The organism is Hoyosella altamirensis (genome assembly GCF_014191505.1).
Taxonomy (GTDB): domain Bacteria; phylum Actinomycetota; class Actinomycetes; order Mycobacteriales; family Mycobacteriaceae; genus Hoyosella; species Hoyosella altamirensis.
Genome location: NZ_JACHWS010000002.1, coordinates 851,648 through 865,556, shown reverse-complemented (window position 1 = coordinate 865,556; position 13,909 = coordinate 851,648). Strand labels below are relative to the sequence as shown.

12 protein-coding genes are annotated in these 13,909 nt (G+C 61.4%); 3 read left to right on the top strand and 9 right to left on the bottom strand.

The features are described from left to right. Positions 1 to 13: 13 nt before the first annotated feature. The 9 genes from FHU29_RS12835 to rpsF form a co-directional block, all read right to left on the bottom strand. The gene (locus FHU29_RS12835; protein WP_064440014.1) at positions 14 to 670 is read right to left on the bottom strand and encodes a response regulator; all 657 of its coding nucleotides are present in this window, start codon (positions 668 to 670) and stop codon (positions 14 to 16) included. Then, entirely contained in the window at positions 663 to 1,943 is a 1,281-nt protein-coding gene (locus FHU29_RS23700; protein WP_064440013.1) for a sensor histidine kinase, read from the bottom strand. The genes FHU29_RS12835 and FHU29_RS23700 overlap by 8 nt, the downstream gene beginning before the upstream one ends. Beyond that, positions 1,940 to 3,106 carry a DUF418 domain-containing protein gene (locus tag FHU29_RS12825; protein ID WP_064440012.1) on the bottom strand — a complete coding sequence of 389 codons (1,167 nt, stop codon included), beginning with the start codon at positions 3,104 to 3,106 and terminating at the stop codon, positions 1,940 to 1,942. The genes FHU29_RS23700 and FHU29_RS12825 overlap by 4 nt, the downstream gene beginning before the upstream one ends. Before the next feature lie 103 nt (positions 3,107 to 3,209). Beyond that, on the bottom strand, positions 3,210 to 4,823 hold the full coding sequence (locus FHU29_RS12820) for an FAD-binding oxidoreductase (RefSeq protein ID WP_064440011.1): 1,614 nt from the start codon (positions 4,821 to 4,823) through the stop codon (positions 3,210 to 3,212). A gap of 44 nt (positions 4,824 to 4,867) precedes the next feature. Further along, positions 4,868 to 8,464 (bottom strand): replicative DNA helicase, encoded by a 3,597-nt coding sequence (locus FHU29_RS12815; RefSeq protein WP_083962283.1) that lies wholly within the window; start codon positions 8,462 to 8,464, stop codon positions 4,868 to 4,870. Between the two features lie 695 nt (positions 8,465 to 9,159). Next, entirely contained in the window at positions 9,160 to 9,615 is a 456-nt protein-coding gene (rplI, locus tag FHU29_RS12810) for a 50S ribosomal protein L9 (protein WP_064440010.1), read from the bottom strand. A 19-nt stretch (positions 9,616 to 9,634) separates the two neighbouring features. Next, complete coding sequence (gene rpsR / locus FHU29_RS12805; RefSeq protein WP_064440009.1) at positions 9,635 to 9,871, bottom strand: 30S ribosomal protein S18; 237 nt, start codon at positions 9,869 to 9,871, stop codon at positions 9,635 to 9,637. 50 nt (positions 9,872 to 9,921) lie between these two features. Beyond that, positions 9,922 to 10,425 (bottom strand): single-stranded DNA-binding protein, encoded by a 504-nt coding sequence (locus FHU29_RS12800; protein ID WP_064440008.1) that lies wholly within the window; start codon positions 10,423 to 10,425, stop codon positions 9,922 to 9,924. Between the two features lie 76 nt (positions 10,426 to 10,501). Next, complete coding sequence (gene rpsF, locus FHU29_RS12795; RefSeq protein ID WP_013809311.1) at positions 10,502 to 10,789, bottom strand: 30S ribosomal protein S6; 288 nt, start codon at positions 10,787 to 10,789, stop codon at positions 10,502 to 10,504. Between the two features lie 180 nt (positions 10,790 to 10,969). Here rpsF and FHU29_RS12790 point away from each other — a divergent pair, with 180 nt between their 5' ends. From FHU29_RS12790 to FHU29_RS12780, 3 genes are all read left to right on the top strand, one after another. Next, positions 10,970 to 11,761, top strand: coding sequence for a deoxyribonuclease IV (locus FHU29_RS12790; RefSeq protein ID WP_064440007.1), 792 nt, complete (start codon positions 10,970 to 10,972; stop codon positions 11,759 to 11,761). Positions 11,762 to 11,796: 35 nt separating this feature from the next. After that, positions 11,797 to 13,131: a glycosyltransferase family 87 protein gene (locus tag FHU29_RS12785; protein WP_083962282.1), complete on the top strand. Its 1,335-nt coding sequence runs from the start codon at positions 11,797 to 11,799 to the stop codon at positions 13,129 to 13,131. 85 nt (positions 13,132 to 13,216) lie between these two features. Beyond that, a complete protein-coding gene (locus FHU29_RS12780) occupies positions 13,217 to 13,903 on the top strand; it encodes a response regulator transcription factor (RefSeq protein WP_064440006.1) in 687 nt (228 codons plus the stop codon). The last annotated feature ends 6 nt before the right edge of the window (positions 13,904 to 13,909 follow it).

Here is a 13,909-nt window from a genome sequence, read left to right as displayed (position 1 = left end):
AAAAAAATGCGCGCTAAATGCCGTCACCAGCCTCCGACCCTCCGGGCAGTAACCCCAGCTTGTAGCCCGAAGCCACCGCCGAAGCACGGTCGCGCACATCCAATTTGCTGTACAGATGCTGCAGGTGAGTCTTCACAGTGGCTTCGGAGATGAGCAGCTTTCTGGCAATCTGCCGGTTGGTCAAACCATCTGCGACCATTGAAAGGATCTCCCGCTCGCGGGGCGCTAACCCCTCATGGGAGGCCTGCATTGCCCGGATGAGGCTGGCTGACGCAGCTTGCGCCAGGCGCGTCTGCCCCGCTGCCACCGCCCGGATCCCGTCAGCGAGCTCCGCGCGGCCAAGGTCTTTGAGCAGATACCCGTGAGCTCCAGCTTCGATCGCAGACCGCACGTCGTCACTGCTGCTGAACGTGGACAATACGACGATATGCGTGTTTGGGAACCGTACGCGGACTTCCCGAATCAGTTCGACACCCCCGCCTGGCATCCGCAAGTCAGTGAGCAGCAGGTCCGGTTGCTTCCGCGCGACCACGAGGAGTGCCTCCTCCGTGTTTGCAGCCTCACCAACTACATCGAAATCACCTTGGCTGCACAGCATCGCCCGAATCCCGTCACGAACCACAGGATGGTCGTCGGCAATAACAATCCTGATCGCAGCCACGTCAGTCATTCTCGTCGGCCGCGGACGTGTGTGCTGGCATCCGGACACTCACCGTGGTTCCCTCACCCGGCGCCGATTCCACGAACACCGCACCGCCCGCGTCACGGACCCATTGACGCATCGCCTCGAGGCCGAAGCTTGACCGGGGAACAGCCCGCTCCTGAAACCCGACGCCGTCGTCGCCGACGTCCAGCAGCACACCGCCTGTCCCGTACGACAGGGATACGGACACGCTCCGCGCGCGAGAATGCTTGTGGATATTCGCGAGGCCTTCTTGCAGCGCCCGCACCAGTGCGTCCTCCGCGTCGTGCGACAAGGGGAATGGCCTGCCGGTGACCGTGAACCGGGCGTCCATGCCGTGACGCTCGTTCCACACGCTCACCAGTTCCTCTATCGCCGAATCGAGCTCGGCAGATTCGAGCGCGGACGGGCGGAGCGCGTCTATTGATCTGCGGGCTTCACGCAAGCTTTCGCGAGCTTGGTCACGAGCGACGACGACTCTCCGATATATGGGATGAGCAAGGTCAAGTTCAGCCTCTGCGGCGCTCAGCTGAGCATTGATGGCCGCCAGCCCCTGCGCGAGGGTGTCGTGGATCGACCGCGCCACCCGCTCACGCTCCGCTGCCGCCCCGGCCGCGCGTTCACGTTCGGCGACCCGCTCGCTCAGCATCGCGTTGCGCGCAAGGAGAGTACGAAGCTGACGGTTCGCCTCTGCACGTCGCGCTGCTTCTGCCTCCATGTGCCGAATCGCGAAGCCGATACCGGCGGCGAGGGCTGCGGACGATGCGAACAACGTCATCCGGACGTGCCACGGCGCAGCGAGATCGCCGTACGACCAGACCGGTGGGAGAGCTGCGGCAGTAGCTAGAACTCCTAGGTAGGCGAACTTGCCGGGAAGCACGACGAAACTGATGGCAAAGCACGCCACTAGAAGCACGATGAGCGCCTCATCAACGATTAATCCGGCTGCGGTCAATGCGAGCAAGCCGACGAAGTACACCAGCATCGGCAGGGGTACGCGCTCCTGCCACTGTGGGTGCCGCGTCACCCACCACCAGTGCCACACTGTCGCTACGCCGACGATGGCCACCGCCGTAAGACGTGGCCCGAGCGGCGCACCCACCCGTGCCAGCGCAACCACGACGGTCAGCGCGAAAGCGGTGTACGGGAGCGCGTTCCACAGGCGGTTCCACCACAGGTCGTAGCGTTCAGTGGTGTCTGCGCGATCGACAGCTGCGCCACCGGGTACCTCCGCGGCGGGCGACCAACGAGGTGTCGTCACGACTCCAGCCTGACAGACGCTCGCGGTGTCCGGTACGTGAGCCGCCGGATCGCAATCTCCGCCGGGCCCGCGTAGTGACACCGCGCCATCACCCAAGCGGCGACAACCGTCGCGACCCAGGTGCAGAGCGCGATGAGAGCGGCCGCCGCACTGCCGATCGTCGCACCCAGCCCGAGCGTGTAGGGAACGAACAGCGCCACGAAAACAAACGATTGAGCCAGGTAGCAGGTCAAGGAGCGGGCACCGCACGCGGCCAGCGCTGCAGTGACGTAACCCGAGCGCTGCTGCAGGTGTTGCGCGAACAGTGTGATCGCGGCAAGGTATCCGATACCCCCGAGGATTCCAGTTACCGCATGCAGGGCTCCGATCAGCGCGCCAGTGTCAGGCGCCCAAAGGCCGCCCGCGACAAACGCGGCTGGAGCTGCACCGGCGAACCCCAGGCTCAGCCCCGCGACCGCGGTAATCAGCAGCAGATGCAGATGGTTTCCGGGATTGTGAAGGATACCGTGACGTGCCGCCCACATGCCGACCATCGCGGCGCTGAACACTCCAGTGACACCGAAGGGTACGTGCAGCCAGTCGATGAGCCTCCACCCCAGGGCCTGTAATGGTTCGTCCATTGTGAAGGACCACATGTAGTGGCGGTCCTCATGCGGACCAACATCGTAGTTGATCGCCGCCGCGATCAGCCCGGTCGCCGCGAACCATCCGGCCGCCCAGCACAACAATGCCCGATCAGACGCATTACGCAACGCAACGACCATTAATCCGACCAGTGCGTATGTGCCCAGAATATCGCCCGGAAACAGCAGCGCTGCATGGATGAGCCCGAACACGGCGAGCCAGCCGCAGCGACGAAGAAGTACACCTCGCCGCTGCTGATTCTGGTAGATCTGCATCATTCCGAACGCGAACAGTGCCGCGAACAACGGATAGGCGCGCCCATCCACAAGTAGCGTCGTCAAGGCTCGGGTCAGCTGGTTTATGGGCTCGCTCTCGACAATCTGCTGCCGGAACCCGTACTCGCGCGCGTAGAGGTAGAGCCCAACGTTCGCGAGGGCGATCAGACCAAGCATCAGCCCGCGCGCGAGGTCGGGTGCGAGCGCACGCTTGCTGGTGGTAGACCCGAACTTGCTGGAAGGATACACAACGGGGCTGCTCATGATGCCAGTCTTGTCGGAGGCATCGGCGAAGACGATCGGCTATTTCGGGGCGAGAATCAGCCGATCGGTGGATGCGAAAGAGCGCGGGTCAGCTTCGGGTGGCTCACCCGACTGTGGGGATGAGAACTCCGGGGTTGAGGATAGCGGCCGGGTCCAGAGCGGACTTGGCGGCGGCAAGTGCGGCAGCGAACGGTTCTGGGCGTTGCCGGTCGTACCAGGGACGATGATCACGGCCGACCGCATGATGATGGGTGATGGTGCCGCCGCAGGCGTTGATGACCTCTGATACGGCCGCTTTGATGTCGTCCCATTGAGCAAGCGAGCTTCCCCAGCGTCCGGGCGCGTATATCCCGTAGTACGGGGCAGGCCCATCTGGGTACACATGGGTGAACCGGCAGGTCACGACGCCGCCGCCGCACACCTCGGCGAGCGCGGTGTTCGCCGCCGAGGTGACCGCGGCATGGAAACGTTCGAAGTTGTCCCAAGTGCAGGCGGTTTCGAAGGTTTCGACGATCATGGAGCGACGGGCGAGCGCATCGCGCTGGTACGGCATCCTCAGGAATGACGACTTCCAGGCAGCGGCAGAATCGCCGGTCGATTTATCCCTGCCTGTCCGCGACGCGGGGTTCTTCGCGGCCACCTGGCCGCGATGGCTCGTCGCGATATCGATCGCCCGGTTCAGCCATGCGTCGACCGGGTGGTCGGCCGACTCGAACGCGATGATGAGCAACCCGCCGGTCGTGCTTACTCCGGCGTTGATGAACGCCTCGGCCGGATCGAGCAGCCGACAGTTCGCCGGGTACAGGCCGGACTGGGCGATCGCGCGGGTCGCCGCGACCGCAGCGGCGTAGGTCTCGAATGTGATCGATGCGGTGACCTGCCACTTCGGTCGGTTCTGCACACGCATCCACGCCTCGGTGATGACACCGAGGATGCCCTCAGAACCGAGGAACATCCGGTCCGGTGACGGGCCCGCGCCGGAGCCAGGCAGGCGTCGTGATTCGCTGACACCGGCCGGAGTCACCACACGCAACGACTCGGTCAGGTCGTCGATATGCGTATACAAGGTCGCAAAGTGGCCACCGGCGCGGGTGGCGAGCCACCCGCCGAGAGTGGAGTAGGCGAAAGACTGCGGGAAGTGCCGCAGTGTCAATCCTTCCGGCCGAAGCTGGTCCTCCAGCGCGGGACCGTAAATACCTGCCTGGACACGTGCGGCGCGGCTGACATCGTCGATCTCCAGAACCTGGTTCAGATGCACGAGATCCAGGCTCACCGCCGGGCCGTCGAACCGGGGTTCCACGCCACCGACCACTGAGCTGCCGCCGCCATAGGGAATGACCGCGATCGCGGCCGATGAACACCAATCGAGAACGTCCACGATGTCTTGCTCGTTTCGGGGCCGCAGAACGAGATCCGGCACACTCGACACGTCCCCGTGCAGATTTCTGATGACGTCCCGGAACGCTTTGCCCCGAGCGTGGGAGAGGCGGTCCACAGGGTCATCGCTGGCAGTAGCGACGAGTGACCCCGGGGCACTTACCCGGGCAGACGGGATTGGCAGTGCTTCCGGATTGGGCGGTGCGTGATCGCTGAAGTCGTGCGCCGGAAGCAAGGCCTGCACACGAGCCACCAGCGCCTCTGTCTCCCTCTCAGACAGTTCCTCGTGCGAGGCGCCCCATCCCCACCAAGAGCGAGCCTCGCGCAGCGGATGCGGCATAGTTGTCCCCTTGTCTCAGTTCTAAGGCACCAGTTCTAAGGCACCTATCCTCGCGCCATGTCCACGAACCGCGAAAAGTGCAGTTGGTGAGCGACTGTGATGGTCGCAGTCGGTCCGGCACGATGCTTGCCCACGATGATGTCCGCTTCTCCCCCGCGCGGGTCGTCTGGCTCGAACGCATCTGGCCGGTGAAGCAGAATAACCATGTCGGCATCCTGTTCCAGAGAGTTGTGCACGGCAACGCCGTCAGCGATGAAGTTGTGCGTCCCCGGTACGGTTCCGTCGAAGACCTCTTGTTCACCTAGGCTTTTGATCTCGACGATGCGATCCCAGTAGACATCGTTTGTCGCCAGCATTTCGATATCTTCGTCATCGAGGATGTTCGCGACCCGCGCGAGCCTAGAGCGGCTTGGCGAGCGCTTCCACATGGTGGAACCACAGAACCGCGAACCCATGGCTGCAGCGAACTCACGGTGTGTCATCTCTTTGGCGGCGAGCAAATCGCGGACTTTCGTCCAGACTTCCTTCGGTACCGTATCCACATTCGTGTTGGTGGCTATGGCTTCAAGTTCATCAGCGGCTGTCCGCACCGCCTCACCACGACTTCCGTGGACACCCACCTCATGGAGGAATTTCAGTTGGTTCTCTGCCCCCTCGAGTACGAGATGCCAACAGTCGCGGTAGCCCGGCTTGCGCACAACCCTGATTCGGCTTGCGATCCCTAGCCGCAAGAGCAGTTGGGCGATACCGTCCACCAGCCTTCGGCTAGTCGACGCATAGTAGATCCGGGCTTGACGACCCGTAGCGTCCCAGCGCACGGATCCGTCCGTTGCCCAGAGGTGGCGCAAGAAGAGCGCAATTTGATAGTTAGGAAGCGTGAATACAGGATGCGGCACGAACTTCTCATAGCTTCGCAGCCCGAACAATCCGAGATCATCGAGCCACGCAGCAATAGGGTTCCGCTTACCTCGGGCGAGACGTTCCGGCGCCCGCAAACGCAGCGTGACGCAGCGCGCTGCGGGGTACTCGTCGCGCACCGCTGTGACTCCGAAATGCTGGGCGGCTGTGGTCACGGCGAGCAGGTTTTCTTCGTCGATACTCGCGTATCGGATCGGCTGACGTTTGACGCAAGAGCCGTCGCCAATCATGTGCGCGAGCAGCACCACCTCCGCTTCTGGAAGTGACCGTGTGTGCACGGGTTCGGGGACCAATCGAGGTGTGGCCACCCTGTCCCCGACGTTCAGATGCTCGAGGCTAATCCAGCCATCAACCGTCATGAACGGGTGATTCGCGGTGGCGTCCACCTGGCGGCCTGACGCCATCCGTACTCGGAACACTTCCTTCTGCCCGCTGGGAAATACCTTCACCATCGGTCGGCCAACCATCCGCATCCGCTCATCAAGTGACCAAACCAGAGGCTGCTCACCGGTGGCGAGTAATTCGCCTAACGTCACCTCTGATCCGTCGTCGGCCCGCAAGATTCGCGTCGAAGCCGGGAGGCATCCCGATTCGCGCAGGTCAGAGACCTGCGGGCGCTTATCTGTGCGCTGTTCAGGGCCTCGGTTCAGCTGGCTGATCGCGATAACGGGGACTTCGAGTTCTTTCGCCAGCAGCTTCAGGCTTCGCGAGAATTCAGAGACCTCCTGTTGCCGTGACTCGTGCTTCTTGCCGGAAGACATGAGCTGCAGGTAGTCGACGATGACGAGACTGAGGTCGTTCTTCTGCTTGAGACGACGCGCTTTCGCCCGGATCTCCATCATTGTCAGATTTGGTGAGTCATCGATGAAGAGCGGCGCCTCGCTGATCTCACTCATTCGGCGGGCTAGTTTCGTCCAGTCGTCATCGTTCATCTTGCCCGAACGCATATCTGCGAGTTTGATTTTCGCCTCAGCGGACAGCAGCCGCATAACGATCTCTGTCTTGCTCATTTCGAGGGAGAAGAGCGCACCCGCTTTTCCGTACTTGATGCAGCACGACCGCAAAAAATCCATTCCCAGGGTGGAATTGTGGGTCGGAATCATCGAGCGCCCCGCGAGGTAGAGATGCTCTGCGTTATCGACTTCGAGACACCTCACTGGCACGCTCGGAATGGATCGCACGTCCACGATGAAACGGGAGTGGGAACGCGCCGTGCTGTGCGATGGCCTCCGCTCCTTATGCAGCAACATCTTCCGTGGAAGTCGGAAGACGTCATCCGCGGTCGAGAACGTAATTGTGAATGCAGTCGAGCTTTCCTCGCGGCGGCCCTTGACCTGCTTGCGACTAACGTGCGCTCGGTAGCCAAGGCTGACAACCAATTCCACCACGTCGTCAATCAGACGTTTGTTCGTATTCGAGAACTGCACCGCACCGCCGTGCGTCACCGTGCCGTCGGTATCTAGCAATCCCGCAAGTAAGGCCCTTCGTTGTGCTTCAGATGCGCGGAGGTACTCGGTGGGGATGTGTTTGTTCTCGAGTACGCCGATCGTCCTCAGCCGAGCTTGCGCGGTGTCATTTTCCAGCCGAAGGTAATAGCGCAGGCGTGCTGACTTGGATGCGATCGCGAGAATGCCTTCACCCTCGATGTTCATGACGATCTCTGGGTCAGCGCAGGTGAGCTGCGCGCATGCCGTTGTTCCGTCACCCAGCCACGCACCGAGTGTGTACGGCGGAAGGAGAAGCGAACGGTCTGGCAATGCGATCGGCTTGGCATTCACCACAGAATGGTTGAGGCGCAGATCTTTCGTCCTGCACCGTATCGTCTGGGCTATCTCGCGTGTGGTTCTCACCTCAGCGAAGGTCCGCTGATTGCGGTGCCGGTTGTACCCGATGGCTGCCGCCTGTGCAGACTTCCTAGACGCTCGAGTCTCGGTTAGCCACTGGTGCTCCGCGTCAGCAATCAGTATCGATCCGTCGGAGAACTCCACTTCGTAGCAGGGTCTGCCCCGCATCACGTCCGTTGTGGCTACCACTCGTGTCGGCTTACCTTGAGCATCAATCAAATAGTCGCCCACCTCGACGTCACCCATCGTGGTCCAACCGGACGGTGTCGGGAGCGGGGTATCCAGGGAAAGCGCCTTTCCAACCCCAGGCCTGGCCGCGATGATAATCATCTGACCGGGGTGCAGCCCATTGGTGAGCTCGTCAAACTCCACAAAACCTGTCGGAACCCCGAGTGAAATGCCACCGCGGGAAGCGATCGAGTCGATTTCATCCATGGTGGGCTGGAGGAGTTCCTCTAGCGCAACGTAGTCCTCGGTGGTACGACGTTCAGTGACCTCAAAGATCTCCGCCTGTGCCCGGTCGACGACAGTGGCCACGTCCTGGCCGTCCGCCCCTGCGTAGCCGTACTGAACGATTCGTGTTCCCGCTTCAACCAGCCGACGCAGGATCGCCTTCTCTGCGACGATTTCCGCATAGAAGCCTGCGTTGGCGGCAGTAGGAACCGTGGAAATGAGTGTGTGCAGGTAAGGCGCGCCACCGATGCGCCTCAAGTCACCGCGGCGCTCCAAGTCGGCGGCAACCGTGACCGGGTCGGCGGGTTCGCCTCGCCCATACAGATCGAGGATGCTGTCGTAAATGTCCTGGTGGGCTGGCCGATAGAAATCGCCCTGGCGTAGCTTCTCGACAACGTCCGCAATCGCGTCCTTACTCAGGAGCATGCCGCCTAGCACGGCTTGTTCGGCTCCGAGGTCCTGCGGCGGCTGACGTAGCAGGCCGTCAGCGCGGGAATCTGTGCGGTTCCCATTGCTGTTGTGGCTGCTGCCATCACCCGGGGCCTCGTCCCCATCGCTCGGTGCGACATAACCCCGGTCGTCGACTACCCCCACGCACCCCTCCTAAGCACCGATCGTGAACGCTCGAAACTTTCATACCCGAGGGGTACGACATGTTGCCGGACGGCCCTGACGGCTCTGCGCGCTCGACGCTAGGGACTCGGATCGATAACCGCAAGATCACCTGTGCACAGACCTGTGCACAGTTTGTGGATAGACCAGGAGCGGTCTGTGTACAGGCTGGGGATAACTTGGGGACAATCAACATAGTGGACATTGTTAGCGCTGGTAAGAACCAGAAACGGGCTGTTGATACTGTGGACAACCCTGTGTACGGCGTGTCGCTGAGTTCCAGAATTTCGGCGTGTTGTCGCCGAATGTTCGCCTACCTGCAGTGATGCGGACCACAATTTGCTGTAGTGAGCGTCCGACGATGAGCGCGTCGAAACACGGATGTGACGAACGAGAGAGGTCTCGCAGCGGCGTTGCTGTGGAGTCATCAAAATTCGGCGCGAAGAGACTATCCACAAGCACATCTAGCCCCAGGGGAAAGACCCCTGGGGCTAGATGCTGTGGCTAATTCAGCTAGCTGGCTGAATCTGCAGGTTCAGCTTCGCTGATACCTGCGAGTGCAGCTGCACTGCCACCGAGTACTTGCCAACTGCTTTCAGGTGAGCTGACGGCAGTTCGACGTTGCGGCGATCAACCGCAAGGCCGGTGGCATTCTTGAGTGCGTCTGCGACGTCGGCAGCGCTCACTGAGCCAAAGAGCTTGCCACCTGCACCCGTACGAACAGCAAGGGTGAGGGTGCCGAGCTCCTCGAGCTTCTTCTGGCCTTCCTTGGCCGCCTCGAGGTCGCGGGCAGCGCGCGTTTCGCGTGCCTTCCGCAATTCCTCGACCTGCTTTTCAGCACCGCGGGTGGCACGAATCGCCAATCCGCGGGGCAGCAGGTAGTTGCGGCCGTAGCCGTCCTTGACCTCGACGGTGTCGCCAGGAGCGCCGAGGTGCTCAACGTCAGCTGTGAGGATGAGCTTCATTCTTGGGTCCTCCCGTTCCTTAGCGTGCCGTTGAGGTGTACGGCAGCAAGGCCATCTCTCGTGAAACTTTGACTGCTGTAGCAACGTCCCGCTGGTGCTGGACGCAGTTACCGGTTACGCGACGTGCACGGATTTTGCCGCGATCACTGACAAATTTCCGCAACATCGTCGCATCTTTGTAGTTGATCTGCGCTTCTGTAGCTTTACAGAACGCACAGACCTTTGTTTTTGCCGGGCGCATAAGCGCTTTGGACATGGTCGTTCTCCGTGTATTCCTGGTGTCTGAAGGTCAGACCCAGACCCTGCTCAGAATGGCGGTTCGTCATCCTGTGCAGCGAATCCGCCAGCCGGAGGAGCACTGCCCCAGGGATCACTGGCTGCGGTTGCGGCACCGGCTGTGAAGCCACCACCACCACGTCCGCCGCCTCCCTGACCACCATCGCTACGGCCCGCCTTGTTGACCTTGGCGGTCGCGTAACGGAGCGAGGGACCGACTTCGTCGACTTCAAGCTCAATCACCGTGCGCTTCTCACCCTCTCGGGTTTCGAAGCTGCGCTGGCGCAAACGTCCGTTCACGATGACGCGCATTCCCTTTTGCAGTGATTCCGCGACGTTCTCCGCAGCCTGACGCCAGATGTTGCACCGGAGGAACAGCGCGTCGCCGTCCTCCCACTGGCTGGTCTGCGAGTTGTACTTCCGCGGTGTCGACGCAACGGTAAACGTCGCGACGGCTGCCCCCGCAGGAGTGAAGCGGAGTTCTGGGTCTGCGGTGAGGTTGCCGATCACCGTAATTACGGTGTCGCCTGCCATGAATCCTCCGTTCGTCGGCGGCCCCGGGCATACGGCCCGGGTGGGCCACAGGGCACTGGGTCTAGATCTGGGTAAATCAGCTCGCGACCCGCAGGACCTTGGTACGCAGAACTGACTCATTGAGCCCGAGCTGACGGTCAAGTTCTTTCACGGTTGCAGGCTCAGCCGACACATTGATGACTGCGTAGATGCCTTCGCTGTGCTTGTTGATTTCGTATGCCAAGCGGCGCTTACCCCAGATATCGACAGTGTCGATGGAGCCGCCGCCCTGACGGATGACGTTGAGGAAAGTATCTAGTGAAGGGGCAATGGTGCGCTCGTCCAATCTAGGATCGAGAATCACCATCAGTTCGTATTGACGCACGGGACCACATCACCTCCTACGGGCTTGTACGGCCACGGACGTTCCGTGGCAGGAGGGTCGTTACGTCAGTAACCCCCGAAAGCTACCAGTTCATCCCGGCCAAAGCGAATTCGTCCGCCCGGCCATCACCTCGGGGGGTTCCGGCCGGTCCCATGGGCAGTTGTCGCTTAGGCTGGTGACATGCGAATCGGTGCCCACGTCCGGGATGATGCTGATCCCCTTGGTTCCGCTCAGCGATATGGAGCTGAGGTTGTTCAGCTCTTCGTCACTGACCCTCAGAAGTGGAACAAGCCCAAGCCGCACCCCCAGGCCGATCAGCTGCGGAAAAGTGGAATAGACGTAGTAGTTCACTCGTCGTACGTCATTAACGTGGCGAGCTTGAACAACCGTATTCGGATCCCCTCCCGCAAGGCCGTCCAGCAGCAGGCCACAGCCGCCGCGGAGCTTGGCGCTTTCGGGTTGGTAGTACACGGCGGCCACGTGCGGCAAGGGGAGGCCGTCGAGGAGGGCTTCACCAACTGGCGCAAGCTCTTCGAACGGCAGGACGATGAGGGCGGTTTCGCTGTTCCGATTCTGATCGAGAACACCGCAGGCGGGGACTCTGCGATGTCGCGGTACTTCGATTCCATCGCACGGCTCTGGGATCACGTCGGCGAATTCGGGGCCGGCTTCTGCCTCGATACGTGTCACGCATGGGCGGCCGGAGAGAACCTCGTCGACGCCGTCGAGCGCATCAGGTCGATCACGGGCCGCATCGACCTCGTCCACTTGAACAACTCGCGCGATGAGTTCAACTCTGCGCGAGATCGTCACGCGAACCTTGCTGACGGAACGATCGACCCGCAACTACTCACCGAAGTCGTTCGCCAGGCGGGTGCACCTGTGGTTCTCGAGACGCCGGCCGAGGGGCTCGAGGACGACATCGAATTTCTGCGTGAGACGCTTTCGCAGTCACAACCCGCCAGCAATTAAGCTGCATCAAGACGTCTGCGAGGAGTTTCGTGGTGATGACAGCTGTGCGCAGGCACCTGCCACTGATTGCAGTGGTGCTGGCGGCATTCTCCCTGCTGCTGGCATACCTCAACAAGGCCCGGTGTGCTGGGCCCGTGTTCAGCGAATTCGGGCGCAGTGAGAATTTCGATCTGTACAAGAACCAGCTGGTCTGCTACTCGGATATTCAGCTCTTGTGGCTGGGACGTGACATCGACCGCCACGTCTTCCCATTTATCGAGGGCGGTATCACCCCTGATGGACGGCTTTTCGGCGGCACCGTTGAATACCCGGTGCTCTCCGGCGTACTGATGTGGCTCGGCGCCATCCCCTCCTCGAACGACGCAGAGTTCCTCTTCTACTCGGCTCTCCTGCTCACCCCCTTCGCATTGCTGACGGCCTGGATGCTTGCCAAGCTGGGCGGCCACCGCGTTCTGCTGTTTGTCGCAACTCCCGCGCTCATTCTGTACGGCTTCCACAATTGGGAATTACCCGTCGTCTTCACCGCTGTGGCCGCGATATACGTCGTGACGACGGCCCAAACGTGGAGCATTCGAACGCGCGGTATTGTCGCCGCTGTCCTGCTCGGAATCGGCCTGTGCCTGAAGCTGTATCCCGGAATTTTCGTTCTCCCATTGGCTCTCTATGTCTTAACGGAGGGGAAGAGAGAGCGCGGACACTTCGATTTCCGAGGTGCGATTTCGGTTGCCGGTGCCGCTGTCGCAACCGTAGTCGCGATAAACGCGCCATTCGCTATTGCTGGCTTCGAGGGATGGCGGGCCTCATTCGAGTTCCAGTCACTCCGCCGGGCTGATATCACAACAAACTCGATCTGGTATTGGGGCCTCCTCCCCAGGATGGAAGACGAGACTGTCTACGACGCCTGGGTGGAGTTGCTTTCACCTGCACTCATCCTTGCTTCCTTCGCCGTCGCGGCCGCAGTCGGATGGTGGATCTACCACCGGCACGGAACGTACCCGTGGGTGGGAGTCTCGGCGGCGATGCTGTGCGGTTTCCTGCTTTTCCACAAGGTTCATTCGCCACAGTTCGCTCTGTGGCTTATCCCGTTCTTCATTCTTCTTCGCGTTCCGTGGCAACTGATCGGCGCATATCTTCTCGCCGATATCGCTATCGGCATCGGCGTATTCCGGTATTTCTACGATCTCGGCGCAGGCATCGATCCGTCTGGCGGCTCGGAACTTGTGACACAAGTCGGGGTGTGGGGCCGAGCGGCTGGGCTTGTCGTCTTCTACGTACTCTTCCTGCGAGCGTCCTACGTGCCGGACGAAAGCAACACAATGTCGCGTGACGCGTCACCTGTGGACGCGTATACCAAAACATCCAGCCCGTAATCCTGCGTTCTCAATGCCGTAGTACGATCATTTGTTTGAATGACAATGGGCGGCGTCGTGGCGGGACGCTTCTGGGGAGGTAGCGATGTCGGCGAGCACCGGGCACACGTCGGAGGCACACGCACGCGTACGGAGAATCGGCCTCGTTGAGGATCACGAGTCGGTGGCGATCGGACTCGCTACCATCCTGGCGGATTACCCAGATCTGGAACTTGTGGTCACGGCGCGCACCGTTCAGAACCTTCTGGACAAGGAGCAGGACCTCGATCTGGTCGTCCTTGATTTGCGGCTCGGCGACGGATCTTCGCCGAAAAGCAACGTCAGTTCGCTTCATTCACATGGCCTGAAGGTCCTTGCGTTTACCGGTGCGGAAAATCCCTTCCTAGTTCGCTCGGCCGCCCGGGCTGGTGTCCTTGGTGTCGTCCGCAAATCCGAGCCGGCTGCGGCGGTCGTCGATTCAATCCGCTGCGCAGCCGCAGGCGAGCAGGTCGTCACCACCGACTGGGCCGCCGCCATCGATGGCGATCCGCACCTGCCCAACGTGGGCCTCAGCCCACGTCAGCAGGAAGTGCTGGCGCTGTACGCGTCCGGCGAGAAAGCAACCCGCGTTGCGCATCTCACCGGCCTCGCTGAGCAGACCGTGTATGACTACCTAGCGCGGATCCGGCAGAAGTACGCCGAGGCAGGCCGGCCCGCCCCGACCAAAACTGATCTGTTCAAGCGGGCGGTCGAAGACGGCTGGCTGCCCGTTCCTGAACATCCCGGCTCGTGAGGAGCC

Excerpts from the sequence above, each read along its gene's own strand:
- FHU29_RS12820 (WP_064440011.1), bottom strand. The coding sequence starts at position 4,823 with ATGCCGCATCCGCTGCGCGAGGCTCGCTCTTGGTGGGGATGGGGCGCC.
- FHU29_RS12825 (WP_064440012.1), bottom strand. The coding sequence starts at position 3,106 with ATGAGCAGCCCCGTTGTGTATCCTTCCAGCAAGTTCGGGTCTACCACC.
- rpsR (WP_064440009.1), bottom strand. The coding sequence starts at position 9,871 with ATGTCCAAAGCGCTTATGCGCCCGGCAAAAACAAAGGTCTGTGCGTTC.
- FHU29_RS12800 (WP_064440008.1), bottom strand. The coding sequence starts at position 10,425 with ATGGCAGGCGACACCGTAATTACGGTGATCGGCAACCTCACCGCAGAC.
- FHU29_RS12790 (WP_064440007.1), top strand. The coding sequence starts at position 10,970 with ATGCGAATCGGTGCCCACGTCCGGGATGATGCTGATCCCCTTGGTTCC.
- FHU29_RS12780 (WP_064440006.1), top strand. The coding sequence starts at position 13,217 with ATGTCGGCGAGCACCGGGCACACGTCGGAGGCACACGCACGCGTACGG.
- FHU29_RS12785 (WP_083962282.1), top strand. The coding sequence starts at position 11,797 with ATGACAGCTGTGCGCAGGCACCTGCCACTGATTGCAGTGGTGCTGGCG.
- FHU29_RS12835 (WP_064440014.1), bottom strand. The coding sequence starts at position 670 with ATGACTGACGTGGCTGCGATCAGGATTGTTATTGCCGACGACCATCCT.
- rplI (WP_064440010.1), bottom strand. The coding sequence starts at position 9,615 with ATGAAGCTCATCCTCACAGCTGACGTTGAGCACCTCGGCGCTCCTGGC.
- FHU29_RS12815 (WP_083962283.1), bottom strand. The coding sequence starts at position 8,464 with ATGCTCCTGAGTAAGGACGCGATTGCGGACGTTGTCGAGAAGCTACGC.